Here is a 26523-nt window from a genome sequence, read left to right as displayed (position 1 = left end):
CGCGTGTCGTCTCGCGCGGCGAGCACAAGCCGATCGAAAGGATCCACCGCGCAGCGTCGCCGCGGCACCGCGGCACCCTGGCGACGCCAGTCAGCGAGGCGGCTCCGCCACATGTGCGCCGAACCACGCAGCCGCCGACAGATTCAACTCCGACAGCACCTCGGGCGTGAGCGCGGCAAAGCCCGCCGCCGCCGCGACCGGCGCCGCGTCGCCGCCCTCGCCCGCGACTTCGGCGATCAGCAGCAGCGCGCCGAGTTCGCCCTTGCGCGCGACGATCGCGTCGCGGATCTGCGCGGCGAGGCCGAGCTTTTCGAGCACCGTCTCCGGCGTGCTGTCGAGCACCACGTGCACCAGCGAAAAGATCCCGGTCATGAACGCGGCGTCGGCGAATTCGCCGTCGGCCGGACGCAGCCAGTTCGCGGCCAGCTCCATGAAACGCGAGCGTGTTGCCGCCAGCTGCACGAGCGGATCGGCGCGCCACGGCAGATCGCCGGTATCGGCGTACAGCAGCAGTTGCGCCCAGCGCGAGATCTGCCGGGTGCCGGTCGCGATGATCGCCTCGCGCAGCGACGCGATATTGCGGCCGAGCCCGAACGCACTCGAATTGACCAGCCGCAACAGCTGCACGACCACGCTCGGATTGAGCTTCAGTTCGGCCTCGAGTTCGACGATGCCGGCATCGCGCGACAGCAGCGCGAGCAGCCGCAGCAGCCCCGGGCGCAGCGAGCGGTTGCGCGGCGCGGCCAGCACTTGCGGGCGCGCGAAGAAATACCCCTGGAACAGGTCGAAGCCCAGTTCGTGCGCGAGCGCGAAGTCCTCGCGCGTCTCGACCTTCTCGGCGACCAGCGTCTTGCCCTGGCCGCGCAGCATCGACGCGAGCTTCGCGACCAGCGCGGGCGGCGTCTGCAGAAAATCGATCTTGACGATGTCGGCGTACGGCAGCTTCGCGAGCAGCTCGTCGGTGATCTCGCCGACGTCGTCGAGCGCGACCTGAAAGCCCGCGCCGCGCAGCTCGTCGAGCCGGCGCGCGAGCGTAGCGTCGAAACGCACGGTCTCGAGAATTTCGAGCACGAAGCGCTCCGGCGGCATCAGGTGAACGATGTCGCTGAACAGCAGCGTGCGGTCGATATTGACGAAGCCGCGGTGCGCGCCGAGCACGGCCGGCACGCCGATCCCGCCGATCGTGCGCGCGACCACCTGGGCGGTCGCCTGGGCGTCGTCGCTGATTTCGGCGTAGTTGTAGGCGCCCGCGCGGAACAGCAGCTCGTACGCGTTGAGCGCGCCGGTGCGGTCGAGTATCGGCTGCCGTCCCACGTACACGTACTGCGGGACGTGCTGCGCGCTCTCGCCCGGCTGGCCGCCGCGCGCGGCGTCGGCGTACGGATCACGCACCGCGCCGTCCCGCGCAGCGGGCGATGCGGCCCGGACGGGCGGTGGCAGCGCGAAGGACCTGGCGACGGAGCATTCGGACTTGGATCATCGTTGCAAGGTTCGGAAAGGCTGCGCGGTCGCGGCTTCGCGGCCGGCGCAGCACACTGGGGTTGGCCGTATCAATGGACTTCGCCGTATTAACGGTCGCGATGCGGCGCCACTTTAGCCCAATCGCGAGAGCGCGGCACCCGGCGCCTGTTTACCGGATGTTTTTCTGCGCGGCAGGCTAAAGAAATTCGCCCGCGCGTCGTTATCCCGTTCTGATAGGGCGACCTGCTAGCTACCGGCCGCCCCCGCCGGGGACCCAGCAGCCCCGCCGCCAGCGGACGAACTCAGGTTGCCAGCGACAAACATGGAAGCGAACAGGATCACCGCGCCCCGCCGGGGCTCCTTGCGCACGGTCATCGACCGGCTGCGCGCGTTCGGCCGTCGCGCCGACGAGATCCGCCCGGCCGTCAGCCCGAACCGCGCGCCGCAACTGGAACAGGTGGTCGGCGCGGTCGACCTGCTCGCGCACGTCGACGACGCGCTGCGCTTCATTTACGTGTCCGACGCGAGCCTGCGCTTCATCGGCTATCACCGCGAGTATCTGGAGACCGCGACGCTGCACGACCTCGTCGCGCCGGCCGACGCGCCGGCTCTGGACGCGCTGCTCAAGCGCGCGGCGGTGTCGGGCAACGTCGAGAAAGCGACGCTCGAACTGGTCAAGTCGCTGACCTATCCGATCACGGTCGAACTGCGGGTGGTGCGCAGCAGCCACGACGGCGTCGACGGCTATGCGATCGCCGGCTTCGACGTGTCGTCGTGGCGCGCGACCGAGGAACGGCTGACCCAGGCGCTGCATCTGGATCGCCTGACCGGCCTGCCGAATCTGCCGGGCCTCGTGCAGACGCTGCTCGACGCGCAGCACAAGGCCGACGCGCACGGCACGCCGGTCGCGCTGCTGCTGCTCGATCTGGACGACTATCAGCGCGTGAACCGCGCGCTCGGCTACGACGCCGGCGACGAGATGCTGCGCGATACGTCGCGACGGCTGCTCAACATGACGAGCCCGAACGAAACGGTCGCGCGCATCGCCAGCGACGAGTTCGCGATCCTCGTCAAGCCGGCCGCGAACCGCACCGACGCGGCCGCGACCGCCGAGGCGCTGGCGCGCCGGCTGCTGACCGCGATCCAGCAGCCGTATGTATTCCGCGGCCAGCAGGTGCACCTGTCGGCGAGCATCGGCATCGCGCTGTATCCGGACGTGCGGCACGCGAACGACACCGGCGGCCACGACACGCATCTGCTGCGCTGGGCCGATCACGCGCTGCTGCAGGCCAAGGCGGCCGGCGGCAACACGCTCGCGTTCTACGTGCCCGACGACGACCCGGCCGACGCCGAACGCCTGAAACTGGAGGCCGACCTCTACGACGGGGTTCGCAACGGCGAGTTCTCGCTACACTTCCAGCCGATCACGAGCAGCCGCACGCACGGCGTGGTCGGCGTCGAGGCGTTGATCCGCTGGGCGCATCCGGTGCACGGCCTCGTGCCGCCGTCGATGTTCATTCCGCTCGCGGAGTCGATTGGGCTGATCAACTTTCTCGGCAACTGGGTGTTGAAGGTCGCGTGCATGCAGCTGATTCAATGGGACGCCAAGGGCATCGCGCTGCAATACGTGGCGGTCAACGTGTCGCCGCAGCAGTTTCGCGATCCGCGCTTCAAGGACTCGGTGCGCGAGGCGTTGCAGCTGACCGGCATCGATCCGCGCCGGCTCGTGTTCGAAATCACCGAGAGCCTGCTGATGCACGACCCCGCGCATGCGAAGGGACTGCTCGAGGAACTGACCGCGATGGGCATCCGTTTCGCGGTCGACGATTTCGGCACCGGCTATTCGAGCCTCGCGTATCTGCAACGCTTCCCGCTCGCCAAGCTGAAGATCGACCGGAGCTTCGTCGAGAATCTGCTAACCTCGCGCAACGATCAGGCCATCGTCAGCGCGGTGGTCGGTCTCGCGCAAACGCTCGATCTCGAACTGGTGGCCGAGGGCGTCGAAACGGAAGCACAACGCGCGCTGCTCACCGAGATGGGCTGCGATCACATTCAGGGCTGGCTGGTCTGCAAGGCGCTGCCGTCCGAGGAACTCGCACAGCGCTTCCTCGCGCGCGAGCTACAGTTGCATCACGCGTAACGGGCATGCACGCACGGCGCCCACGCAGCGGAACAAGCCGGCTCACTCCCGGCGTGGCATTCACTGGAACATGTATGGTTTTGGCGGGACTCACATGGTAAAGGCGGCAGTGCTCGACCGGCTCTGGACGCGCATGAGCGAGCGCGGCGATTTCCCGATGCTGTCGCAATCGCTGCGCACCACCATGACGGCGGTCAACAACGACGACCTCGACTTCACCGGCCTCGTGCAGGTGGTGCTGTCGGACTTCGCGCTCACGCAGAAGGTGCTGCGGCTCGCGAACTCGGCGATGTACATGGCGTTCGGCGGCAACATCACGACCGTGTCGCGCGCGCTGATGGTGCTCGGCATGGATGCGGTCGGCCATCTGGTGGTCGGGCTGAAGCTCGTCGATCACTTTCATCAAAGCGCGCCGCGCCGCATCGACGCGAAACTGGAACTGAACCGCACGCTGCTGTCGGGCTGCGTCGCGCGCAAGCTGACCGAGCGCGGCGATCTGCGCGCCGGCGAGGAAGCGGTGGTCTGCACGCTGATGCGGCAGATCGGCAAGCTGCTGGTGGTGTTCTATCTGGACGCCGAATGGGACCAGATTCGCCGCCATATCGACAGCGGCGCGCTCGAGAACGACGCGTGCGTGCTGGTGCTCGGCGTCACGTTCGACGAAATCGGCGCCGAGGCCGCGGTGCGCTGGCGCCTGCCCGACACGATCCGTCAGGGGATGGGCGAGTTCGATCCGCAGGACGTCACGCAGCCGCGCCAGGTGCAGTGGCTGCGCGCGATCACCAATTACTCGACCGCGGTCGCCGACATCCTGACCCAGCAGAACATGCCGGAGTTGGAGCGCGAGGCGCGCATCGGCGAACTCGCGCAGCAATACGGCGGCGCGCTGAACACCGATCCGGAAGTGCTGCTGCAGATGAGCATTGCGCTCGCGCGCGAAGAAGGCGGCGACGGCGTGATGGCGGAAATTTCCGAACTGCGCGCCAATGCCGATGCGATCGCGCGCGAGGCGCTGTCGCCCGAGGCGCGCATCGCGGTCGGCGTAAAGGATCTGCGCGGCCTGCCCGAAGCGAGTCCGCTCGCGCCCGCGCTCGCGATGGCCGCCGAAACCGTGCTCGCCGGCCTGGGCTTCGCGCGCGTGGTGGTGTTCGTCAAACACAGCAACGGCACCTTCAAGGCGCGGCTGGGTCTCGGGCCGAAGATCGACGCGGCGCTGCCGCGGCTCACCTTCAGCACCGCGTTCGAGCCCGACGTGTTTCATCTGGCGATCGCGAACTCGGTCGGCATCTTCATCGAGAATGCGCGCGACCCGAAGATGGTCGCGCGGCTGCCGGAGTGGTTCCGCCGCTCGTTCGACGACGCCCGCGCGTTCGTGCTGCTGCCGGTGATCGACGAAACCGATCAGAGCGTCGCGCTGCTGTACGGCGACTGGTCGCATACCCAGGAGGCGCGGCGCATCTCGCAGAAGGAGATGAGCGTGCTCAACGAACTGGCCAGGGAGTTAGGACGTTTTTTCGGCCAGGGGCAGATGCGGGAAATGGAGATGATGTGAAGACCTGGCGCGATCGTTGATCGGCTGCTTCACGTTGTTTCGTTCCTGTGTTTGCCCGGAAAAAATCGTTTGCGTGGCGTCCGGCTGCCTGTTCTAGGACCCGCCCCGCCTTCAATCCTCGATCCGTTCGAGCCCTTCCGCGCTGCGATCCGCGACGCCGGCCCATGCGCCGGCCGCGAGTCCCAACCGCGCAAGCTCCTCCAGCGTCAACGGCTGCAACTCGTCGCTCAGTTCGCCGAGCCTGTCCCATGCGCCGCTTTCGAGCGCCTCGACCGCGCTCAGCAGCAGCCCCAGCCTGCCCTCACGATGCAGGATCGCGGCCTGGATCGGCCGCGACAACGTAAGCACGTTCAGTGTCTTTTCGAGCGAGCCGCCGAACACCGCATCGACGAATGAAAACACCCCGGTCAGGAACGCCGCGTCCGCTTCGTCGCGGCCGGCTTCCGGCAGCCGCTCGATCGCCAGTTCCATGAAGCGCGCGCGGCTTGCAGCCAGTTGCAGCAGCGGGTCGTCTTCGAGCGCGACCTTGCGGCCGTCCGCATACAGCAGCAACTGGGTCCAGCGCGCGATGCGGTCGGTGCCGGTCGCGTTGATCGCGTCGCGCAGCGTCGTCACCCGATGACCGAGCGCGAGGCCGCTCGAATTGGCGAGCTTCATCAGATGCATGACCAGCACGGGGTTCAGCTTCAGCTCGGCTTCGAGCTGCGCGACGGTCGGCTCGCCCGCCAGCAGTTGCAGCAGATTGAGCAGCGCGTGACGCGGCGCGCTGACCCGGCGCGTCGCCGCGCTCTGCGCGCGCGCAAAGTAATAGCCCTGGAAGCGATCGAAGCCGAGCCCGTGCGCGGTGTCGAAAGCGTCCTGCGCATCGACGCGCAGCGCGAGCAGCAGCTTGCCCGCCGATTTCAGCACGCTCGCGAGCTTCGGCAGCAGCGCATGCGGCACCCGCGCGACGTCGATCTTGATGATCTCCGCGTACGGCAGCAGCTTCGCGAAGCTGTCGGTGGGCTGGGTGACGTCGTCGAGCGCGAAGCGATAGCGGCGGCCGTGCAGATAGACGATGCGTTCGATCAACGTGTCGTCGACTTCGAGCGACGGCGGCAGTTCGAGGATGAAACGCTCGCGCGGCAGGCGCAGGATCGCGTCGTCGAGCAGCAGGTCGCGGTTCACGTCGACGTAGGCCGGGTGACGGGTCAGCGCGCCGCGTACGTCGGCTTGCACGAGAGCGCTGACGATCGCGCGCGCGATGCGTTGCGCCGGGGTCGGCGCGCGGCTTGGCAGGCTGTCGGCGGTGGTGGCGGTGTCGGATTGTGCGGCGGCGGTGGTGATGGCCATGTCCGGCGGTTCGCTGCCGTCGGGCGGCGCATCGGGCGGCACGTCGGGCGCGAGCACTTTCAGCTCGTAACCGCACAGCATCCCTTCACGGTTCAGGATCGGTTGCCGCGCGAAGCTGGCGACGGCCGACGCGCCGTCGGTCGCGACGCTCGCGCCCGGAGTCTCGATTGCGATGCTGGTCATGTCTGTCCCCGCTCGGCGCCGCCGGCGCCTGGCCGCTCATGTTCTGTTTTTCGTCGCAGCGTCGAGCGCTTTTTCGATGGTATGAGCGCCATCGCGCGTCAACGTGCGCGACGATTTTATCGCAGCGCTTCAGACACCGACATCCTTACCCCACGAATATCTCGAAATAATTGGCAAGGTGTGGCGCGCCGGAGGTTGCGCGGGGGCGCGTTCGAGTCAATACACATCGCGCCGGTAGCGGCCCGCTGAAATCAACTCGTCCAGACGCTGCTGGCCGACGATCGCGAGCAACGCGCGATGCACGTCCGGCGCCATCCCATCGAGGCTGCCGCACACGTAGATCGCCGCACCCGCGTCGAGCCATTCGCGCAGCGCATCGGCCGCCGCGCTCAGCGCGTGCTGCACGTAACGCAATTCGCCGCCGTCGCGCGACCACGCGAGGTCGGTGCGTTCGAGTACCCGGTCGCGCTGCCACGCGGCGATTTCGTCGCGATAGAAGAAGTCGTGCGCGGCACTGCGCTCGCCGAAGATGAGCCAGTTGCGGCGCTGCCCGTCGCGCGCGCGTTGCTTCAGATGCGCGCGCAGGCCCGCGAGGCCCGTGCCGTTGCCGATCAGGATCAGCGGCCGCGCGTCACGCGGCGCATGAAATGCGCGGTTGGTGCGCACCCGCAGCGTGATCTCGTCGCCGGGCTCGGCGTGCGCGGTCAGCCAGCCGGACGCGAGTCCGAGCCGGTAGCCGCCGGCCGCACTCGCATCGCCGGCGCGCGCCTGGCGGATCAGCAGTTCGAGCCGGCCGTCGGCGGGCAGCGACGCGATCGAATAGCTGCGCCGCGCATGCGGCGCAAGCGTGTCGATCCAGTCTTGCGGTGACAGGCCGCGATGGTCGTTGCGGTCGTCGTTGCGGTCGTCGTCTTCGCTCGGCAGTTGGCGGGTGGCCAGCGCTTGCTCGAAGCGCATCGCGCGGCCCTCGCAATGCACGGGTGCCGCGCCGTCGAGCCCATGCCGCGCGAGCCAGCGCTGCACGCGATGCGCCGGCTGACGCGGCTGGATTTCGGCGATGTCGCCGGCCTGCCAGTCGAGCGTAGCGGCATCGCGTGGGCTCAAGCCGATGTGATACGCGGGCGCGCCCGCGCTGCCGGGGTTCAGCAACTCGCGCTGATCGAGCGTCCAGATGCTGTCGTTGAGCGGCATCCATGCGGTATCGACGTCGCTGCCGACGAGCGTCGACAGTTGCGTTTGCCAGCGGCGCAGCGCCAGCGCGTCGCCGTTATCGACCTCGATCGTGTCGAACAGCGGCTGCGCGCCGCGATGATTGAGCCAGCCGGCGACGCGGTGTCCGAACGCGCAATAGTTCGCGTAGGCGCGGTCGCCGAGCGCGAGCACTGCGTAGCGCAGCGTCGCCAGCTGGGTCGCGTGGCTGTCGTGCGGTTCCGCCTGCATCGCCCGGCGGACGAACGGCGCGGCGTGATCGGGCGGCTCGCCTTCGCCGGTCGTGCTGACGACGAATAACGCCCGCGCATGCGCGAGCAGGTCGTCGCTCTTCAACAAGCCGAGCGGCGCGAGACGAACGCGCGTGCCGGCCGCTTCGAGCACGCGGCGCGTTTGCGTGGCGAGCTGTTCGGCGCTGCCAGTCTGGCTCGCGTACGCGACGAGGATTACGTCGTCTTGTTCTTGTTCCGGCGTATCGGTGCCGGTTGCCAGAGCCGCCTGCCCGCGCGCCCGATGCGCGGCGACGATCGCCGCACACGCGCACAGATACGCGAAGCCGACGCCCGCCGCGCTGCCGGCGCGCACCGGACTGGCCCACGCGAGCAGCGCACCGGCAGCGGCGAGCAGCCACGCGAGCCGCGCGGGTTCGAGCAAACGACTGAGCCCAAAACCGCGCCAACGATTGAACCGCCCCGTGCCGCTCATTCGAGCAACGCCCGATAGGCGGGACTCGCGAGTTCGCGAAATCCCGTCGACGTACGCACGATAAAGCGCGCGGCCAGCCGCTTGCGCTGCGCGAGTGCGAGGCCGGCGTCGGGGCCGAGCACGGTCAGCGCGGTCGACCATGCATCGGCGAGCATGCAGCTCGCGTGCAGCACCGTCACGCTGGCGAGCGCGTGATCGGCCGGATAGCCGGTACGCGGATCGAGCGTATGCGCGCGGCGCACGCCCGCGTCGAAGTAATAGCGGCGATAGTCGCCCGAAGTCGCGACCGCGAGTCCGTGCAATGCGATCAGATCGATGGTGGGCGGCGGCGCTTCGGGCGCAGCGATGGTTGCGTCGTGCGCGTGGTCCGCGTGATCGAGCGGCGGCGTTTCGAGTTCGACCCACCACGGCAGACCGTCGGGTTTGACGCCGTCGCCGCGCAGCTCGCCGCCAATTTCGACCAGCAGGTGCGCGATGCCCCACGCGAGCAGCGCGTCGCGCACCGCATCGACCGCATAGCCTTTCGCGATCGCGCACAGGTCGAGCGCGATGGCGCCGGGCTGATAGATGCGCAGGTTCGCGCGCTCGGTCGCGACGCGCTGCCAGCCGCAGCGAGCGCGCGCGGCTTCGATCAGTTCAACTGACGGTGAGCCGGCAGCGCGCGGCGCCGGTCCGAAGCCCCACACATCGACCAGCGGACCCGCGCTCGGATCGTACGCGCCGCCGCTGTCGCGCGCGACCGCGAGCGCGGCTTCGATCACGTCGAAGCAGGCCGGCGGCACGCTCACCCAACTGCCCGCGGCCGCGCGATTGAAGCGGCTCACGTCCGAGTCGTCGCGCCAGTTGCTCATCTGCGCGATCACGTCGTCGAGCACGCGGCGAATCACGGTATCCAGCGATGCTTCGAGCGAGTCATCCGGTGCTGCCGCGAGCGCACGCCTGTCCCGCTGTACGGCATCGTCTTCAGGCAACACGCAGCGCACGGACCAGATGGTGCCCATCGTCTCGCCGCCGAACGACACAATCCGCCCGCCCCGCACCGGCGCGAGCGCGCCGCCGTCGATAGCGGCCGGCACCAGCACCCGGCGCGCCGGCGGATTGGGCATCGCCGCGCGCGCGTCGTGCGAACTGGAACGGTGATTCATTCGCACGTCTACTTATTGCGGCAGCACCTCGAAGGTCGCCGCATACGACGCGCGGCGCTCCTTCGCCTGCTTGACCGACGTGCGGTCGTCGCGCACCTGCGCGCCGACCCAGTAGGCGCCCGGCGCGGGGAATCTGATCGCGAACTTGCCGCTCGCATCGGTGACGATCGTCATCTCGTCGAGGTTGTCGCGATAGCGCGTGCCGCCCGGCACCACCGACACCTTCACGTTCGCCGCCGGCTTGCCGTCGAGCATCAGCCGGAAGTTCGCGGGGGTCAGCGCGACCAGCTCGTTCGGATGGCTGTCGGCCACGAGTTCAAGACCGCGCCCGCTCGGCTTGAGCGCGCCCGTATCCGCTTTGCCGCGCGTGACGAAGGTCTCGACGCGCAGATCGTTTTCGGTCACCTGCAGATCCTGCGCGTCGGCGGGCACCTCTTTCGCGAACGCGTCGGCATTGCCGCGCCAGCGCTTGCGCTCGTCGCCGACCTTATACGACGCGAACAGCAGGCGGTTCTGCACGCTGAAGCGATAGGTGCCGTCCTTCGGCAACTGCGCGTCGAACACGCTGCGATAGCGGCCGGTGATCGCGTTCTGTTCCTTCACGGCCGAGCCGTCGGGCGCGGTGATCGTCAGGCCGTCCAGACGCAGCGCCGCGTGATCGGCGGCGAACACGGTGTCGGAGATCGCGCCGTCCACCGTGACCCACGCATCGTTGCCCGACAGCTCGGTCGTCGACGGCAGCAACCACATCCGGTCCGCATGGGCGGCCAGCGGCAACGCGGCGGCGAGAACAAATGCGAAGGCGTGGCGGGAAAGCCTGGCAGTGGCAAGTTTCATGATTGGATTGCGCTCGAAAAAGTGATGTGGAAGAAGCCCAAGCCCAGGCGGAAGCCCAAGCCGGCCACGCAAGAGCGCGTCAAGGCTTGACGTTCACCGTGACGGTGCCGAGCTCCTGCTCGCCCTTGGCCGACGTAGTGGTCGCCGACGCCGGCGGCCACACGAACGGCACCCGCACCACGCCGCGGCCGCCCGCTTCGCGCGCGGTCTCGACCACCAGCTGATATTCGCCGGCCGGCAGTTTGCCGAGCGGCGCCTTGCCGTCGACGAAAGACACCACCTGCTGGCCCGGCGCGCGGGTCGCGCCGGACACGCCGTCAGCCGGCATCTGCAGATCGCGGCCGGCCTTGCGCCACCATTGGCGCATGTCCTTCAGCCACTTGGTGCCCTCGTTGTTGCGCTTGTTCTGGTCGTACCAGACCGCCAGCGTGGTGACGGGCGTCTGATCGGCACGCTCGACCCAGATCGACACATACGGGCGGTGATATTCGGCGACGTCGAGGCGCGGCAGATCGACGTTGACGGTCATTTCGGCGGCAAGGGCCTCGCCCGCGAGCGGGCCGGCGGCCACCCCGGTGAGGGTAACGGCGATGAGTCGACGCATGCTAAGGATTCCTCGATGAAATGGATACGGAAGGGATCAGTGAATGAACAGGATCGCGAGCACGAGCGGCGCGACGAGTCCGAAGCCGACCAGCGGCCACGTGGACACGCGCCCGCGGGCGTGCATCTTGAGCAGCAACAGCCCGGTCACGCTGAAGACGATGCAGGCGGCCGCGAAGATGTCGATGAAGACGCTCCACGCGGCGCCGGCATTGCGTCCCTTGTGCAGATCGTTCAGATACGCGATCCAGCCGCGCGTGGTCAGTTCGTACTGGGTCTCGCCGGTCGTGAAATCGACGCTGACCCATGCGTCGCCGCCCGGGCGCGGCAGCGCGATATAGACGTCGTTGCCCGACCATTCGGCGGTGCGGCCCGCGGTGTTGATGTGCAGCGTGCTGGAAAGCCATGCGGACAACTCCGGCGGGACCGAGCCCTTGGGACTTTTGTCGCGAGGCGATATGTGGCTGAGCGTGTCGCGCAGCGCCGCCGGCGCGCTCGCGCTGCGTCGCTCGACGTGCGGATGCGCTTCGATCTGCGCGGCGTGATTGAGCGTGAAGCCCGTGAGCGCGAACAGCAGCATGCCGACCAGGCAGAGCGCCGAGCTGATCCAGTGCCACTGGCGCAGCTGACGCAGCCAGAACGCGCGGCTGCGCTGGCCTGCGTCGAATGTCCCCGCCTCTACCACTTTCGTTGTTCCCATCCTGGCTATCGCAAATATGCCGGCGGCCTGACGCGCCGGCGCTGGAAAATGACCGCCACGAATGATAATCGTTTTCATTTGTAAGCAAAGCCCATTCGGGTTACCGAATATTTCGAGGCGATGTCGCCGCCGCCCGGATGGGTTCGCGCACGCCCGGGGCGCGTAAACGCAACAACGGCCGCATCAGCGGCCGTTGTTGCGGTACAACTTCGCGGCGTCGTCGCGCTTACTTCAGCACGACCTTCACGTCGAAGTACTTCGCGGCGAGGCGGTCGATCGTGCCGTCCGCCTTCAGTTCCTTCAGCGCGCCGTTCAGCGCGTCCTTCAGCGCCGTGTCGTTCTTGCGCACGCCGTAGCCGACGCCCGCGCCGAGCAGCTTCTCGTCGCTGACGGCCGGACCGGCGAACTCGAAGCCCGCGCCCTGCGGCTTCTTCAGGAAACCCTTCGAGCCCGCTTCGGCGTCCTGGAACGATGCATCGAGACGGCCCGACACGAGGTCCGCGTAGATCTGGTCCTGGGTCTGATACGGCACGACGTCGACGCCGGCCGGCGCCCAGCGCGCCTTCGCATAGGTTTCCTGGATCGTGCCCTGCAACACGCCGATATGCTTGCCCTTCAGCGAAGCCGGGGTCGGCTGCAGGCCGCTGCCCTTCTTCGCGATCATCTGGTTCGGGATCGTGTAGATCGGATCGGTGAAGTCGATCGCCTGACGACGCTGCTCGGTGATCGTCATGTCCGAATTGATCGCATTGAACTTGCGCGCCGCGAGCGCCGGGATCAGGCCGTCGAACGAATTCTCGACCCACACGCATTTGGCCTTCAGCTTCGCGCACACGGCATTGCCGACGTCGATGTCGAAGCCCTGCAGCTCGCCGGTCGGCGATTTCGATTCGAACGGCGCATACGACGCCTCGACGCCGAAGCGCACTTCCTTGATTTCCGCCGCCGACGCGGAGCCCGCGCTCAGTGCCGCCGACGCGCACAGCGCGAGCGCGGCCAGGTTGGGCCAATTCATCTTCATTACGGGTGTTCCTCTACGGTATTGACTAAAACGGAGCCGGACCGGCGGGCGGCGCGACGCGTGCCGCGCCCGCCGCGCAGCGGACTCGCGCGGCCGGCCGATCGGACAGAACAAAGCCTGCTGCCGGAGCCGCGACGCCCGCGATTGTACACGCTACCTGTCTAGACAAGCTTGGACAGCGTGTCGGCGGTCGTGTCGATCACCAGCAGACCGGCGCGCAGGCCCGGCTTGACCGTCGCGTTCGGAAACACCAGACGCTCTTCGTCGTGCCGCACCGTGTAGCTGTACGCGCCGTCGCGCGCGAGCACGGTGCCCTGCGGGTACGGCGTGAAGTTCGGCACGTCCGGCGCGACCAGCAACTCGAACGCGTCGCTTTGTTTGGTCAACTGATCGATCACGGTGAACACGCGCGGCAGCGTGGCGTCGCTCCGTTCCTCCACCCGCGTGCCGGCCAGCAACGCGCGCACGCCGAGGTCGGCGCCCGCGAAGCGCGTCAGATCGTTCTGCCCGAACGGGCGCACCTTGCCGAGTTCGAGCGTGCACGCATCGGCGCCGCACGCTTGCGCGGTGAAATGCGAATAGGTGTTGCCCTTGGTCGTATGCAGCAGCACCGCGCTGATGCGTGCGTCGCCGAGCCATTCGAACATCGCGCGCGACACCGGCTTGCCGGTGTGCGGCAGCAGCGCGAAACGCTCGAACGCGGATGCGCGGATCGCCGTGTGCATGTCGATGTGCCAGCGCGCGCCGGGCGCATCGGAAGCTTCCGCGAAAAAGCGCAGCGCGGCCTCCTCCAGCACGACCGCGCGCGGCGCTTCGTGACTCTCGGGCAGTTGCCGATGGCGGCCGCTGAACAGCCGGTTCAGGTCGTCGTCGCGATAGCGGCAGCCTTCGCGCATCGCGTCGAGGTTGCCGAGGACCACCAGCACGCGGCACGCGAGCGCCGCGCGGCCGTGCGCGATATCGGCGACGATGCGCGACAGCAGTTCGATCGGCGCGGTTTCGTCGCCGTGCACGCCGGCCGACACCAGCACTCTGCGCACGTCGCCGGGCTCATGCGCGGGCGCCGGTTCCAGCAACAGCACACCGTCGTCGAGCCACGCATAGCGCACGCCGTTCGCGCAGTTGCCCCGCGCCTGATCCGCAGCGGGCGTCGAGCCGGCCAGCGACCACGCGAGGAAATCGTCGAGCAGCGGCAGCGGCGCCGGCATCGCGTGCTCAGCGCTGGAAGTCATACAGCGAGCCCAGAGCGAGAATTTGCGTGAGTTCGTCGAGCGCGGTGCGCGACTCGATCAGCAGTTGCGGATCGGTCAGATCGGCCGGCGCGAGACGGTCGCGATAATGCTTTTCGATCCACGCGTCGAGGCGGCCGAACAGTGCGTCGTTGATCCACACGCCCGGTGCGACCGCCGCGCGTTCCGCGTCGTCGAGCACGACCCGCAGACGCAGGCAAGCGGGGCCGCCGCCGTTCTTCATGCTCTCGCGCAAATCGAACACCAGCACGTCGTCGATCGGTCCGCTGTGCGCGGTCAGCTCGTCCAGATACGCGGCCACGCGCGGATTTTCGCGGCACTCCTGCGGCACCACCAGCACCTGCTTGCCGTCGGGGCGCGTCAGCAACTGGCTGTTGAACAGATACGACGACACCGCATCGGCGACGCCGACCTGCGCGTCCGGCACCTCGATCACGTTGAAGCCGGCTTGCAGATGCCCAAGCTTCGCGCGCAGTTCGTCGTACACCGCGTTCTGCTCGACGAACGCGAGCTGATGGCAGAACAGCGTGTTGCGATTGCCGACCGCGATCACGTCGTTATGGAACACACCCGCGTCGATCACCTCGGGGTTCTGCTGCGCGAACACGGTCGCCGCGTCCTGCAGCCCGTGACGATGCGCGACCGCGCGGCTCGCCTCGAACGTCTGGCGCGCCGGAAAGCGCTTCGGCTCCGGCCCGCGTCGATACTCGCTGCGCCCGTACACGAAGAACTCGACGCCGCGCGCGCCGTACTGCTCGCAAAAACGCGTGTGATTGGCCGCGCCCTCGTCGCCGAGCGCTGGCGTGCCGGGCAAGGCCTCGTGCACGACGAAACGATCGTGATCGCTAAACATCGCGCCGAGCGTGCGGCGCGTCGATTCATGCTCGATCGCGCGATGCAGCTTGCTGCACAGATTGGCCGGCGTGAAATGCACGCGGCCATCGTGGGTGTCGGCCGACGGGCTGACGGTCGCCGCGTTCGCGGTCCACATCGCCGATGCCGAACTCGCGGCCGCGAGCAGCTCGGGCGCCTGCTGCGCGACGCGCGCGATCACGCTCGCGTCGTCGCCGGAAAAGCCGAGCTCGCGCAACAGGCGCATCGACGGCCGCTCCTGCGGCGGCAGCACGCCCTGATGGAAACCGAGGTCGGCGAGCTGCTTCATCTTGCGCAGCCCCTGGCGCGCGGCCGCCTTCGGATTCGCGACCGATTTCTCGTTGTTCTGCGACGCGACGTTGCCGAACGACAGCCCCGCGTAGTTGTGCGTCGGGCCGACCAGGCCGTCGAAATTGGCTTCAGTGGCTTGCATCGTCGATCCTTAGAATTGGAGGCCCGGCGAGACGCTCGCGGGCATGTTCAGTTGCGCGCTCTCGACCGAGGCCATCGGGTACGCGCAGTAGTCGGCCGCGTAGTACGCGCTCGGCCGGTGATTGCCGGAGCGGCCCGGCCCGCCGAACGGCGCGCCCGACGACGCGCCGTTGGTCGGCCGGTTCCAGTTCACGATGCCCGCACGGATAGTGCGCTGGAACTGCGTCCACAGCGCTTCGTCGTCGGCGAGCAGGCCCGCGGACAGACCGAACTCGGTGTCGTTCGCCTGTTCGAGCGCTGCGTCGAAACCGCGATAGCGGATGATCTGCGCGAGCGGGCCGAAGTGTTCTTCGTCCGGCAGGTCCTTCACAGCGGTCACGTCGAGAATCGCGGGCGTGACGAAGCCCAGTTGCGGATCGCGCTGCTCCATCTTCAGCAGCGCCTTGGCGCCGCTAGCCAGCAAACGCTCCTGCGCGGCGATCAAGCGCGCGGCTGCGCGCGCCGACACCACCGCGCCCATGAACGGCTGCGGCTGCGCGTCGTATTCGCCGACACCGATCCGCGCGGTCACTTCGGTCAGGCGCGCGAGGAAACGCTCGCCGAATGCATCGTCCGGCACGAAGATGCGGCGCGCGCAGGTGCAGCGCTGCCCCGCCGACAGAAACGCCGATTGGATCGTGTGATGGACGGCCGCGTCGAGGTCCGCGACCGGGCCGATCACGAGCGGGTTGTTGCCGCCCATCTCGAGTGCCAGCACGATCTCCGGCCGGCCGCCGAACTGCTTGTGCAGCAATGTTCCGGTATCCGAACTACCGGTGAAGAACAGCCCGTCGATCTGCCGATGGTTCGCGAGCGCGACGCCGGTCTCCTTCTCGCCCTGCACGAGATTGAGCACGCCGGCGGGCAGTCCCGCGTCGTGCCAGATCCGCACCGTCAGCGCGGCGACGCCGGGCGCGAGTTCGGATGGCTTGAACACGACCGCATTGCCGGCGATCAGCGCGGGCACGATATGCCCGTTCGGCAGGTGACCCGGGAAGTTGTACGGCCCGAACACCGCGACCACCCCATGCGGACGATGCCGCAGCACCGCGGTGCCGTCGGCCATCGCCGAACGCTTTTCGCCGGTTCGTTCGTTGTACGACTGAATCGAAATCTCGACCTTCGCGGCCATCGACGCCGCTTCGGTGCGCGCCTCCCACAGCGGCTTGCCGGTCTCGCGGCCGATCGCGTCGGCGAGCGCTTCCTTGCGCTCGTTAACCAGCGCGGCGAAGCGGCGCACCACCGCGCAACGCTCGTCGAGCGTGAGCGCCGACCACGCGGCGAACGCGCGCCGCGCGCTGCGTACCGCGCGATCGACGTCGTCCGCCGACGCGCTGTTGCCTTCCCACACCACCGCGCCCGTGCCCGGGTTGCGCGATGCGAAGACGGGTCCTGTGCCGGCGGCCCATGCGCCGTCGATGAAAAGCTCGCTCATGATCATCCCTGTTTGTGTTTCAACGGCAGCACCCGCAGCGGCTCGCCGGCCTTTACGCCTAGCGCGGCGGCCTCGAGCGCGCTCAGACGGAACACGCCGTTCTGCGCGAGCCCGGCCACCACGCCGACGCGAAAATCGCCGAGCGACGTATTCGACACCATCGACTTCGGGCCGTCCTGCGGCGCGCTGTCATCGTGCTGTGCGATTTCCGCCGCGACCAGCACGCTCTCGCGCACCGTGCGCAGGTCGGCGATATGGCATTCGAGCACCGGACCGGCGTCGAAGATATCGACGTGATTCTCGTAGCGCAGCCCTTCCGCTTCGAGCATCCGGCGCGCCGGAAGCGTGTCGCTATGGGTGAGCCCGACGCAGCGCTGCGCCTCTTCCGGCAGCAGCTCGACGTAGACCGGATAACGCGGCATCAGCTCGGCGAGAAACGCCTTGCGGCCATGCGAGCTCAGATAATCGGCCGCATTGAAATCGATCTGATAGAAGTGCGAACCGACCGCGCGCCAGAACGGCGACGAGCCCTCTGCGTCGAAGTGGCCGCGCAGCTCCGCGCACAACCGCTGCGGAAAGCGCTCGCGGAACTGCGCGAGAAACATGAAGCGCGAACGCGACAGCAGACCGCCGACGCCGCTCGTCCGATACCGCGGGCTCAGAAACAGCGAGCACACTTCCGCATAGCCGGTCAGATCGTGCGAGATGTTCAGCGCATGCATCCGGGTCCAGATACCGAGGTCCTGGCTCGCGTGCACGACCGTGCTCACGCGATAGTTGTAGAACGGCTGCTGCAGACCGACCGCAGTTTCGATCCCGCATACGCCGGCCACGTCGCCGGTCGCGGTGTCTTCCATCACGAAGAAATAGCCGGCCTCGTGCGGCGCGGCCTGATCTTCCATCGTGCGGCGCGCGCGTTCGACACGCGCCGCCAGTGCGTCGCGATCCGGCTTGAAGGTGGTCAGCCCCGGGCCGGTTTCCTGCGCGAGCCGCATCAGCGCATCCACATCGCCTCGTTGCACTACGCGAACGACGATCATTGCGCGTCTCCCGAATGTTCATCCTGCGGCCGATGCAGCGGCACGCAGCGCACCGCATCGCCGTCGCGTACGCCGAGCGCGGCGCGCGCCGCCTGCGACAGCACCGCGCCGGCTTCCTTGCCGGCCGCCAGTTCGCCGAGCACGCAACGGAACTCGCCGTCGGCGCCGTTGTGCGCGATCAGATAAGTGTCGCCCTGCGGCGCCGCGGCCTCGCGCACCAGGCGCGTTTCGTTGTACCTGACGCTCGCGCTGCGATCGACCTGCGCGGTCAGCACCGGACCGGCGTCGAAGATATCGACGTAACGGTCGGTCTCGAAGCCTTCCTCAAGATGGATCTCATAGGCGAGCAGCGCGTTCGCATCCGGCTCGCCGAGCACGCGCTGCGCCGCTTCCGGCAGCAGCGGCACGTAGACCGGATAAGTCGGCATCACTTCGGCGATGAAGGTGCGGCTGCGGCCGCCCGACTCGACTTCGATATCGGCGAAATTGCGGCCGAAGAACTTGCGCCCGAGCGCTTCCCAGAACGGCGACACGCCGTTCTCGTCGGTCACGCCGAGCAGCAGCGAGAACACTTCCGGCGTGAAGCGCTTGCGATTCGCGGCGATGTACATCATCCGCGCGCGCGAAATCAGTTGGGCGGCCGCGTCGCCGCGCAGCGACGGGTCGATGTAGTAGCCGGCGAGCCGGCTCTTGCCGGTCAGCTCGTGCGACATCGTCAGCGCGTGGATCTTGCGGTTCACGTGCAGCTCGCGCGACGCGTGAATCAGCGCGTCGTTGCGAAACACGTAGAACGGGTCCGCGTAACCGGCCGCCGCGACGATGCTCGCGGTGCCCATCAGCTTGCCGGTCTGCGAATCTTCGAGCACGAACAGATAGAACTCCTCGCCCGGAAAATCGACTTCCGCGCGAAACGAGTCTTCCGACAACGCGATGCGCGCTTCGAGCGCGCGCCGGTCGTGCGGCAGCGAATGCAGCACCGGTTGCGCGGTGCGCGCCATCTGCTCGAGCGCATCGAGATCGGCGAGGCGGCCTGGACGTACGAAGAGCATCATCGTTCCTGTTCAATGTGACGCAGCGCGCGTGGGATGCGCATCCGCGAGTTCGCGTGCAGGTTGGACTGCCGCGCCATCACTTCGACGCGGCCTGCGCGGCGCCGACCAGTTCGCCGAACGCCTTTTCCAGACGCGCGAAACCTTCGGCCATGTCGTCGAGCGGCATGATCAGCGACGGCACGAAGCGCAGCACGTCCGGACCCGCCATCAGCATGATCACGCCATGCTGGCCGGCCGCGGTGACGAAGTCTTTCGCGCGGCCCTTGAACGCGTCGTTCAGTTCGGCGCCGATCAGGAGACCCTTGCCGCGCACTTCGGTAAAGAGACCGAAGCGTTCGTTGAGTCTGGCCAGATGACCCTTCAGCGCTTCGCCGCGCGAACGCACGCCTTCGAGCAGCTTCGGATCGCTAACCAGTTCGACCACCTTTTCCGCGATCGCCGAGCCGAGCGGATTGCCGCCGTAGGTGGTGCCGTGCACGCCGACCTTGAAGTGCGCGGCCAGCTCGTTGGTGGTCAGCATCGCGCCGATCGGAAAGCCATTGCCGAGCGCCTTCGCGGTGGTCAGGATGTCAGGCGTCACGCCGGTGTCCTGATACGCGTAGAAATAACCGCTGCGGCCGACGCCGGTTTGCACTTCGTCGAAAATCAGCAGCGCGTCGTGCTGGTCGCAGGCTTCGCGCAGCGCCTTCAGGAACGCCGGATCGGCCGGGATCACGCCGCCCTCGCCCTGGATCGGCTCGACGATCACCGCGCAGGTCTGCGCGCCGATCGCTCGCTTCGCGGCCTCGATGTCGTTGTACGGCAGATGCGTGATGCCGGCCGGCACCGGACCGAAGCCTTCCGAATACTTCGGCTGGCCGCCGACGCTAACGGTAAACAACGTGCGGCCGTGGAACGACTGCGTGAAGGAAATGATTTCGGCCTTGTCCGCGCCGAACCGGTCGAACGCGACGCGGCGCGCGAGCTTCAGCGCGGCTTCGTTCGCTTCGGCGCCCGAGTTCGCGAAGAACGCGCGGTCGGCGAACGTCAGGTCTTCGAGGCGCTTCGCGAGCCGCAGCACCGGCTCGTTGGTGTAGCCATTGCCGATGTGCCACAGCTTGCCGCCCTGCTCGTGCAGCACCTTCAACAGTTCCGGATGCGCATGACCGAGCGCGGTGACGGCGATGCCGCCGGCGAAGTCGACATAGTCGCGGCCTTGCGTGTCCCACACGCGCGAGCCGAGACCGCGATCCGGTACGAAGGCGGCCGGCGCAAACACCGGCACCATGACTTCGTCGAAGGTCTGGCGTGTCACAGTCAGGTCGTTCATGGCAAATCCTCGTTTCGGGTAACAGGTAATACCGCTAGTGTAGGAAACCGCGCGCCTTCCGTCTTGCGCATACGCGACGCTTTCTGTGGGGTTCCGCGCGGCGCCGGGCGCCGGGCGCCGGGCGTCAATCCGTTTCCGGCCGCTCGATCAGCGCGGCCGGGCGCGGCTCGCTCGCGCCGCCATGCGCGCCGGTCTGCCGCTCGATCCAGTTGCGGCGATCCTCGCGCGGCGTCACCCCGAAGCGCTCGCGATACGCATTCGAAAAGTGCGCGGCCGATGCGAAGCCGCACGCGAGGCTGATCTGCACGACCGACTTGCTGGTGCGCTGCAACTGCGTGCGCGCTTTCGAGAGCCGCAGGCCCAGATAGTATTTGGACGGCATCGAGCCGAGATACTGGCGAAACAGCCGTTCGAGCTGACGCCGCGACACGCCGACGAGGCCGGCGATTTCATCGCTGGTCAGCGGGTCTTCGATATTCGCTTCCATCAGCAGCAGCGCATCGTTCAGGCGCGGATGCCGCTCGCCCGGCGCGGTGACGAACGGAATGCGCTGACGCTCCTCGCCTGCGCGCAGCACGCCGACGCCGAGCGTGTCGGCGATCCGCTCCGCGAGTTCGGGGCCGTGTTCGCGGCCGATCATCGCCAGCATGAAATCGACGCTCGCCTGGCCGCCCGCGCAGGTCGCGCGATCGCGGTCGATTTCGAAGATCTGCTGGGTGACGATCGAGCGCTCGAACTGTTCGGAGAACTGCTGATACGTCTCCCAGTTCACGCTGACGCGATAGCCGGACAGTTGGCCCGCCATCGCCAGCCACCACACGCCGTGGTGAATGCCGGTGACGAGCGGCGTGCGTTGGCCGACCCGCGCGAGGCTGGCGAGAAACAGCCGATAGTCGGCGAACTGCTGGAAGCGTTCGCTGATCACGATCAGCCAGTCGCACGCGATCGCGTCGCCGAACGCGGCATCGGCCGGCCACTGCGCGCCGCCCGCGAGCGGCACCGGGCGGCCGTCCCACGAGCACACCTGCACGCGGTACAGCGCGCGGCCATCGATTTCATTGGCGAGATTGAGCGTATCGACGAGCGGGCCGACGCCCGACATCGACACCGGCGGCAACGCGACGATCGCGACCTGGGTCGTGCGAGCCGGGCTGGACGGACGGGCCATCGCTGGAGATCGACGCGAAAAGATGGACGGGAACCGAAGCCGCGCGAGCCGCGCGTTACTTCAGGCTGCCGGACAGGAACTGTTTGAGGCGCTCGCTGCGCGGCGCGCTCAGCACCTCGGCCGGATCGCCCTCTTCCTCGGTGCGCCCCTGGTGCAGGAACATCACGTGGTTCGACACGTTGCGTGCAAAGCCCATTTCGTGCGTGACGACGATCATCGTGCGGCCTTCCTCGGCGAGCTTTTGCATCACCTTCAGCACTTCGCCGACGAGTTCCGGATCGAGCGCGGAGGTCGGTTCGTCGAACAGCATCACGTCGGGGTCCATCGCCAGCGCACGGGCAATCGCGACGCGCTGCTGCTGGCCGCCCGACAGATGCGACGGATACTGCTTTTCGAAACGCGGCGCGAGGCCGACCTTCTCCAGATATTCGCGCGCGCGCTCTTCGGCTTGCTTGCGCGGCAAGCCGAGCACATGGATCGGCGCCTCGACGACGTTCTCGAGCACCGTCATATGCGCCCACAGATTGAAGTGCTGGAACACCATCGCGAGCTTGGTGCGGATGCGCTGCAACTGCTTGTGATCGGCGACTTCGAGGTTGCCCGCGCGATCGGCCTTGGTCTTCACCACTTCGCCGTCGACGATGATCTGCCCGGCGTTGGGCCGCTCGAGAAAATTGATGCAACGCAGGAAGGTGCTCTTGCCCGAACCGCTCGCGCCGATGATGCTGATCACGTCGCCCTTGTTCGCGTTGAGCGACACGCCCTTGAGCACTTCATTGTCGCCGTAGCGCTTGTGGATGTCCTGAATGGCGAGCTTGCAGGCTTCGGTCTGGGTCGTATGGAGCAAGATGCTCTCCCTGTGAAGAGTCGGATCGGGGTGAAGAAGGCTCAGTGCGGGCTCAATGCGGGCTCAGTGCGTGCGCACCGCGAGATACGCGAGCCAGCGACGCTCGGCGCGCCGGAACAGCGCCACCAGCGCGAACGACACCACGAGGTAAAGCAGCGCCGCGAGCCCGAACGCGTTGAACGACTGATAGGTCGCCGAGTTCGCATCGCGCGCGACCTTCAGGATGTCCGGCACCGTCGCCGTGAACGCGACCGTGGTCGCGTGCAGCATCAGGATCACTTCGTTACTGTACAACGGCAACGCGCGGCGCAGCGCGGACGGTATCACAATGCGCCGGTACATCGTGAACCAGCTCATCCCATACGCGCGGGCCGCTTCCACTTCGCCGTGCGAGGTCGAACGGATCGCGCCGGCGAAGATCTCGGTCGTGTATGCGCAGGTGTTCATCGCGAACGCGAGAATCGCGCAATGAAAGCCGCTGCGGAAAAACGCGTCCAGCAGGCTGTGTGAGCGCACGAATTCGAGGCTGTAGATGCCGGTGTAGATCAGCAGCAATTGCACGTACAGCGGCGTGCCGCGAAACACGTAGGTGTACGCGCGGACCGGCATCGACAGCCAGCGCCTGTTCGACACGCGCGCGACCGCGAGCGGGATCGCGCACACGAAGCCGATCGAGATCGACGCGACCAGCAGCCACAACGTGACCGCGAGACCCGACAGACGCTGACCGTCCCAGAACAGGTACGCGCGCCAGAACTGATTGAGGATGTCGATCATGTGGTTCAGAGCTCCGCGTGTCGAACGCCGATCGAATAGCGGCGGTTCAGCCGGATCAGCACGAGATTGGAGACCGTGGTGATCGCCAGATAGATCAGCGCGGCGACCGCAATGAAGAAGAACATGTTGAAGGTGCTCTTGCCCGCGTCCTGCGCGGCCTTCACGACGTCTGCCAGACCGATGATCGACACCAGCGCGGTCGCCTTCACCAGCACCTGCCAGTTGTTGCCGATGCCGGGCAGCGCGAAGCGCATCATCTGCGGGAACAGGATGCGGGTGAACACGCGCGCGCCGCTCATCCCATACGCGCTGCCTGCTTCGAGCTGGCCGCGCGGCACCGCGAGGAACGCGCCGCGAAAGGTTTCGGTGAAGTAGGCGCCGTAGATGAAGCCAAGCGTCAGCACGCCGGCCACGAACGGATCGATGTCGATCTGATCCCAGCCGAACAGGTCGGTCAGATCGTTGAGCCAGATCTGGATGCTGTAGAACAGCAGCAGCATCAGCACGAGATCGGGCACCGAGCGGATCAGCGTCGTATAGCCGGTCGCGAGCATGCGCAGCGGGCGATTCAGCGACAGTTTCGCCGCCGCGCCCGCGAGGCCTAGCAGCACCGCGGCCGCCAGCGATAGCACCGACAGCTCGATCGTCTTGAGCGTGCCGGCCAGCAGCACGGGTCCGAAGCCATAAAGGAACACGCGTGTCTCCGTCCAGGTTTGTTGAAGTTACGCGGCGCCCGGCGGCCTTTGGACCTGCCCGTTGCTCCGGCGTGGCGCGCAGTCTCGCAAGCGAAAATCAATTTCTCAAATACCGGTCGATTGCTTTGCTGCGACGCAGCATGCGGCTCTCCGACGTACTGAATCGCCCGGAGCGCTTGGTGTGACAGGGGTTATCTGTTTGTCAGGCGGGAGCGGCGCGCGGCGGGGTGCCGCGATTTTGCAAGTTTGCGGTCGCTTTTTCGATATAACGCGCGGGGATGGCCGCTGGAGGATGGCCGAGCGCGCCCCGTCCGATTGGCTCACCTATGAGTCATAAAGGGCCTTGGTGACTCACACATGAGTCATTGACTGATTTTTCTTACCGCGGCGCAGTTCGCCGAGCGCGTCGGAGTGTCGCGCAGCCTCGTGCAGCGGATAAAAAAGGCGATCCGCGCTGCTCGATCGGCGCGGTGTTCGAAGCTGCGGCGGTGGTCGGCGTAGGGCTGGTCGACGCTGACACCTCCGCGCTCAGCGCGTCGAGCGTGGCGGGTGCCCGCCCGGCCGCGAGGCCGCCGTCACTGATCCATTGCCAGCCGCGCGCGGATCGCCGGCAGCATGTGCTCGACCGCCGCGCGCCCTTCCTCGATCGCCGGCGCCGCGCGATGAAAATCGAAAATGCCCATCCCACCGAGGCGCGGCTGGATCAGGATGTCGGCCGGCTCGCCGGCGAGCCGGCTGCGCGAGATCCGCACCTGCATGATGTCGATGCTTTGCGCGATCGACGCGAGCATCGACGGCACGTGCACGCTCGGCTTCGGCGCCACCCTCACGTCGGCGGGGGTGGCGGCCGGGTCGGCCGGCGCGAGCCAGCGCGGCCATGGCTTGCCGTTGCGGCGCAGCGCGACGGGCGGCGGCGCGGCCGGGTCGAGCGCGGGGGTTTCGACGATCGCGCCGCCGAAGTCGCGGCCGTTCAGGATGTCGTTGTTCAGATCGACCGCGATCACGCAGTCCGCGCGCATCCCGCGCGCGACCGACACCGGCACCGGATTGCACAGCCCGCCGTCGACCAGCCACACGCCGTTGTGCAGCACCGGCGTGAAGATCCCCGGGATTGCGATCGACGCGCGCACCGCGTCGATCGTGCTGCCGTCCTGCAGCCAGATTTCGCGGCCGCTGTCGAGCTCGGTGGCGACCGCCGCGAACGGCATGGCCAGTTGCGCGATCGAGCGGCCGGCGAATTTGTCCGCGAATAGCTGAATCACCTTGCGGCCGCCGAGCAGGCCGCCCGAGATGCGCAGATCGAGCAGCCGCACCACCGTCTGCCACGTCAGGCGCGACACCCATTCCTCGAGCCAGTCGAGATCGCCGTTCGCATAGACCGCGCCGACCAGCGCGCCGATCGACGTGCCGCACACCACGTCGGGCTTGATGCCCGCGTCGTGCAGCGCGCGGATCGCGCCGATATGCGCCCAGCCGCGCGCGGCGCCGCCTCCCAACACCAGCCCGATCCGGCTGTATCGACGTCGACGTATCATCGCCCCACCCCGCTTTGTTGCTGTCGTGTCGCCGCGCGTCGCCGCCGGGCGACTTGCACGTTGCTTTGCGCGCGGTTTCCACGTTCTCGCCGCGCTGTTGCTTCTATCGCCCCCGGATCACATCCGAGCGCGACGTGGTGTACACCCGCTTGCTCTGATCGAAATGCACGTTGAAGATGCCTTCCTCGGTCACCCCGCCCTCGCGCCATTTCCAGCTCCACACGGTTTCCGGCTTCAGCGGAAACACCGCGATCTCGCCAGGCTTGCCGAGCAGCCGGCGCACTTCGTCTTCGGTCATGCCGCTGCGGATCTTCGCGAAGTTGGCCGCGGTCAGCACCTGGGTGATCGCCTGCAGCTTGCCGTCGCGATCGATGTCGACCATGTAGGTGTTCAGCCCTTGCGGGCCGCGCGGATATTCGAAGCGCTTCGAACCGTCGGTGAAGGTCCGTTCGGTTTCCGGTTTGCCCATCTGCGCGCGAATCTGCGCTTCGGTGGTGAGCCCCGGCGTCATGTCCTTCAGCAGGAGCGCATCCGGTTTAACGGCGTTGAAAAAGTCTTTGAGTTTTTGCACGGCCTGATCGCTTTGTTGCTGGTCGCATCCGGCAAGCGTAAAACACGCTGCCAGCAGGGCGACACCGAGCGGTTTGAGACTCACGGCGGGTCCTGTCCGGCGGCGCGCGAAACCCGCGATTCATGCGATGCAGGCGCGCCACACCGGTTTGTAGTGGGTGCTGCCAGCATAACCGGGCCTCGGTAAAAGCGCGAGCGACGCGGCCCGCGCGAGTACGATCGCGCACGCAAGTGTTGCGCGCGTGGTAAAGCGGGTGAACGGATGAAAAGGCTCGGCGGCAAGCCACCAGGATGGCAAGCGCAGGATGACAAGCGGCGCACACAAAAAACCCGCGCCACAAGCAAAAAGGCGACGCAGTGCAATGCGTCGCCAGCTCGGTCGATACGGTCAACCGGAAAGTGACGGCGGCTCGTTCGCCGCCTCGAGCGAAGCACCACGGACGACGCGCAGCGGTCTGCTCCGACGCGGCGATGAGCAACCTTGGCCACTCACCTCACGCCCTCGCCGGGATGACAAACCGCTGCCTTTTACGGCCGCCCTGGTCCCTCGAAAAGCCTTCCAGATGGCGTTAATTTAAACGCATTGGACGGGTTAGGCGAGAGCGCGTTTACA

Annotated in this window: 22 protein-coding genes; 2 read left to right on the top strand and 20 right to left on the bottom strand. The window is 67.3% G+C overall.

Going from position 1 to position 26523, the window contains the following annotated elements; translation table 11 throughout:
- Positions 1-90: 90 nt before the first annotated feature.
- Positions 91-1392: an EAL and HDOD domain-containing protein gene (locus tag LJ656_RS00665; protein ID WP_230507320.1), complete on the bottom strand. Its 1302-nt coding sequence runs from the start codon at positions 1390-1392 to the stop codon at positions 91-93.
- Positions 1393-1783: 391 nt separating this feature from the next.
- Between LJ656_RS00665 and LJ656_RS00660 the strand changes: the two genes are divergently transcribed.
- Together LJ656_RS00660 and LJ656_RS00655 are read left to right on the top strand one after the other, a co-directional pair.
- Positions 1784-3601 (top strand): putative bifunctional diguanylate cyclase/phosphodiesterase, encoded by a 1818-nt coding sequence (locus LJ656_RS00660; protein WP_230507318.1) that lies wholly within the window; start codon positions 1784-1786, stop codon positions 3599-3601.
- 94 nt (positions 3602-3695) lie between these two features.
- Positions 3696-5153 carry an HDOD domain-containing protein gene (locus LJ656_RS00655; RefSeq protein ID WP_230507317.1) on the top strand — a complete coding sequence of 486 codons (1458 nt, stop codon included), beginning with the start codon at positions 3696-3698 and terminating at the stop codon, positions 5151-5153.
- A 111-nt stretch (positions 5154-5264) separates the two neighbouring features.
- On the opposite strand, the gene LJ656_RS00650 is transcribed toward LJ656_RS00655, so the two are convergent.
- The 19 genes from LJ656_RS00650 to LJ656_RS00560 form a co-directional block, all read right to left on the bottom strand.
- Positions 5265-6668: an EAL and HDOD domain-containing protein gene (locus LJ656_RS00650; RefSeq protein ID WP_230507316.1), complete on the bottom strand. Its 1404-nt coding sequence runs from the start codon at positions 6666-6668 to the stop codon at positions 5265-5267.
- A gap of 216 nt (positions 6669-6884) precedes the next feature.
- A complete protein-coding gene (locus tag LJ656_RS00645; protein WP_230507315.1) occupies positions 6885-8531 on the bottom strand; it encodes a flavodoxin domain-containing protein in 1647 nt (548 codons plus the stop codon).
- 47 nt (positions 8532-8578) lie between these two features.
- Positions 8579-9727, bottom strand: coding sequence for an FAD:protein FMN transferase (locus LJ656_RS00640; protein WP_230507314.1), 1149 nt, complete (start codon positions 9725-9727; stop codon positions 8579-8581).
- A gap of 12 nt (positions 9728-9739) precedes the next feature.
- Positions 9740-10564, bottom strand: coding sequence for a DUF4198 domain-containing protein (locus tag LJ656_RS00635; RefSeq protein WP_230507313.1), 825 nt, complete (start codon positions 10562-10564; stop codon positions 9740-9742).
- A 79-nt stretch (positions 10565-10643) separates the two neighbouring features.
- Positions 10644-11168 (bottom strand): DUF2271 domain-containing protein, encoded by a 525-nt coding sequence (locus LJ656_RS00630; protein ID WP_230507312.1) that lies wholly within the window; start codon positions 11166-11168, stop codon positions 10644-10646.
- A gap of 36 nt (positions 11169-11204) precedes the next feature.
- Positions 11205-11867, bottom strand: coding sequence for a PepSY-associated TM helix domain-containing protein (locus LJ656_RS00625; RefSeq protein WP_230507311.1), 663 nt, complete (start codon positions 11865-11867; stop codon positions 11205-11207).
- A 226-nt stretch (positions 11868-12093) separates the two neighbouring features.
- Positions 12094-12888, bottom strand: coding sequence for an ABC transporter substrate-binding protein (locus tag LJ656_RS00620; protein WP_230507309.1), 795 nt, complete (start codon positions 12886-12888; stop codon positions 12094-12096).
- A 161-nt stretch (positions 12889-13049) separates the two neighbouring features.
- Positions 13050-14120 (bottom strand): succinylglutamate desuccinylase, encoded by a 1071-nt coding sequence (gene astE / locus LJ656_RS00615; RefSeq protein ID WP_230507308.1) that lies wholly within the window; start codon positions 14118-14120, stop codon positions 13050-13052.
- A complete protein-coding gene (astB, locus tag LJ656_RS00610) occupies positions 14104-15444 on the bottom strand; it encodes an N-succinylarginine dihydrolase (RefSeq protein ID WP_230507306.1) in 1341 nt (446 codons plus the stop codon). The genes astE and astB overlap by 17 nt, the downstream gene beginning before the upstream one ends.
- A 9-nt stretch (positions 15445-15453) precedes the next feature.
- Positions 15454-16917, bottom strand: a complete 1464-nt coding sequence (gene astD, locus LJ656_RS00605; protein ID WP_230507304.1) for a succinylglutamate-semialdehyde dehydrogenase — start codon at positions 16915-16917, stop codon at positions 15454-15456.
- Between the two features lie 2 nt (positions 16918-16919).
- Positions 16920-17957: an arginine N-succinyltransferase gene (astA, locus tag LJ656_RS00600; RefSeq protein ID WP_230507302.1), complete on the bottom strand. Its 1038-nt coding sequence runs from the start codon at positions 17955-17957 to the stop codon at positions 16920-16922.
- Positions 17954-19006, bottom strand: coding sequence for an arginine/ornithine succinyltransferase subunit alpha (gene aruF, locus LJ656_RS00595; protein WP_230507889.1), 1053 nt, complete (start codon positions 19004-19006; stop codon positions 17954-17956). Before aruF ends, astA begins: the two co-directional genes overlap by 4 nt.
- Positions 19007-19085: 79 nt before the next feature.
- Positions 19086-20318, bottom strand: coding sequence for an aspartate aminotransferase family protein (locus tag LJ656_RS00590; protein ID WP_230507300.1), 1233 nt, complete (start codon positions 20316-20318; stop codon positions 19086-19088).
- A 124-nt stretch (positions 20319-20442) separates the two neighbouring features.
- Positions 20443-21486 (bottom strand): GlxA family transcriptional regulator, encoded by a 1044-nt coding sequence (locus LJ656_RS00585; protein WP_230507298.1) that lies wholly within the window; start codon positions 21484-21486, stop codon positions 20443-20445.
- A 55-nt stretch (positions 21487-21541) separates the two neighbouring features.
- The gene (locus LJ656_RS00580; protein ID WP_230507296.1) at positions 21542-22333 is read right to left on the bottom strand and encodes an ABC transporter ATP-binding protein; all 792 of its coding nucleotides are present in this window, start codon (positions 22331-22333) and stop codon (positions 21542-21544) included.
- Positions 22334-22396: 63 nt separating this feature from the next.
- Entirely contained in the window at positions 22397-23110 is a 714-nt protein-coding gene (locus LJ656_RS00575) for an ABC transporter permease (RefSeq protein ID WP_230507295.1), read from the bottom strand.
- Positions 23111-23115: 5 nt separating this feature from the next.
- Positions 23116-23805 (bottom strand): ABC transporter permease, encoded by a 690-nt coding sequence (locus LJ656_RS00570; protein ID WP_230507294.1) that lies wholly within the window; start codon positions 23803-23805, stop codon positions 23116-23118.
- 575 nt (positions 23806-24380) lie between these two features.
- Complete coding sequence (locus tag LJ656_RS00565) at positions 24381-25340, bottom strand: patatin-like phospholipase family protein (protein ID WP_230507293.1); 960 nt, start codon at positions 25338-25340, stop codon at positions 24381-24383.
- Positions 25341-25443: 103 nt separating this feature from the next.
- Entirely contained in the window at positions 25444-25995 is a 552-nt protein-coding gene (locus tag LJ656_RS00560; protein ID WP_230507292.1) for an outer membrane protein assembly factor BamE, read from the bottom strand.
- Positions 25996-26523 lie beyond the last annotated feature (528 nt).

The sequence above is a fragment of the Paraburkholderia sejongensis genome (assembly GCF_020880815.1).
Classification (GTDB): Bacteria; Pseudomonadota; Gammaproteobacteria; order Burkholderiales; family Burkholderiaceae; genus Paraburkholderia; species Paraburkholderia sejongensis.
Note: the sequence above shows the minus strand (reverse complement) of the source record. Positions and strands in the feature narration are given on the sequence as shown.

Coding starts and splice junctions, on each gene's coding strand:
- LJ656_RS00660 (WP_230507318.1), top strand. CDS start 1,784: ATGGAAGCGAACAGGATCACCGCGCCCCGCCGGGGCTCCTTGCGCACG.
- LJ656_RS00655 (WP_230507317.1), top strand. CDS start 3,696: ATGGTAAAGGCGGCAGTGCTCGACCGGCTCTGGACGCGCATGAGCGAG.
- LJ656_RS00650 (WP_230507316.1), bottom strand. CDS start 6,668: ATGACCAGCATCGCAATCGAGACTCCGGGCGCGAGCGTCGCGACCGAC.
- LJ656_RS00640 (WP_230507314.1), bottom strand. CDS start 9,727: ATGAATCACCGTTCCAGTTCGCACGACGCGCGCGCGGCGATGCCCAAT.
- LJ656_RS00635 (WP_230507313.1), bottom strand. CDS start 10,564: ATGAAACTTGCCACTGCCAGGCTTTCCCGCCACGCCTTCGCATTTGTT.
- LJ656_RS00630 (WP_230507312.1), bottom strand. CDS start 11,168: ATGCGTCGACTCATCGCCGTTACCCTCACCGGGGTGGCCGCCGGCCCG.
- LJ656_RS00625 (WP_230507311.1), bottom strand. CDS start 11,867: ATGGGAACAACGAAAGTGGTAGAGGCGGGGACATTCGACGCAGGCCAG.
- LJ656_RS00620 (WP_230507309.1), bottom strand. CDS start 12,888: ATGAAGATGAATTGGCCCAACCTGGCCGCGCTCGCGCTGTGCGCGTCG.
- astE (WP_230507308.1), bottom strand. CDS start 14,120: ATGACTTCCAGCGCTGAGCACGCGATGCCGGCGCCGCTGCCGCTGCTC.
- astB (WP_230507306.1), bottom strand. CDS start 15,444: ATGCAAGCCACTGAAGCCAATTTCGACGGCCTGGTCGGCCCGACGCAC.
- astD (WP_230507304.1), bottom strand. CDS start 16,917: ATGAGCGAGCTTTTCATCGACGGCGCATGGGCCGCCGGCACAGGACCC.
- astA (WP_230507302.1), bottom strand. CDS start 17,957: ATGATCGTCGTTCGCGTAGTGCAACGAGGCGATGTGGATGCGCTGATG.
- aruF (WP_230507889.1), bottom strand. CDS start 19,006: ATGCTCTTCGTACGTCCAGGCCGCCTCGCCGATCTCGATGCGCTCGAG.
- LJ656_RS00590 (WP_230507300.1), bottom strand. CDS start 20,318: ATGAACGACCTGACTGTGACACGCCAGACCTTCGACGAAGTCATGGTG.
- LJ656_RS00585 (WP_230507298.1), bottom strand. CDS start 21,486: ATGGCCCGTCCGTCCAGCCCGGCTCGCACGACCCAGGTCGCGATCGTC.
- LJ656_RS00575 (WP_230507295.1), bottom strand. CDS start 23,110: ATGATCGACATCCTCAATCAGTTCTGGCGCGCGTACCTGTTCTGGGAC.
- LJ656_RS00565 (WP_230507293.1), bottom strand. CDS start 25,340: ATGATACGTCGACGTCGATACAGCCGGATCGGGCTGGTGTTGGGAGGC.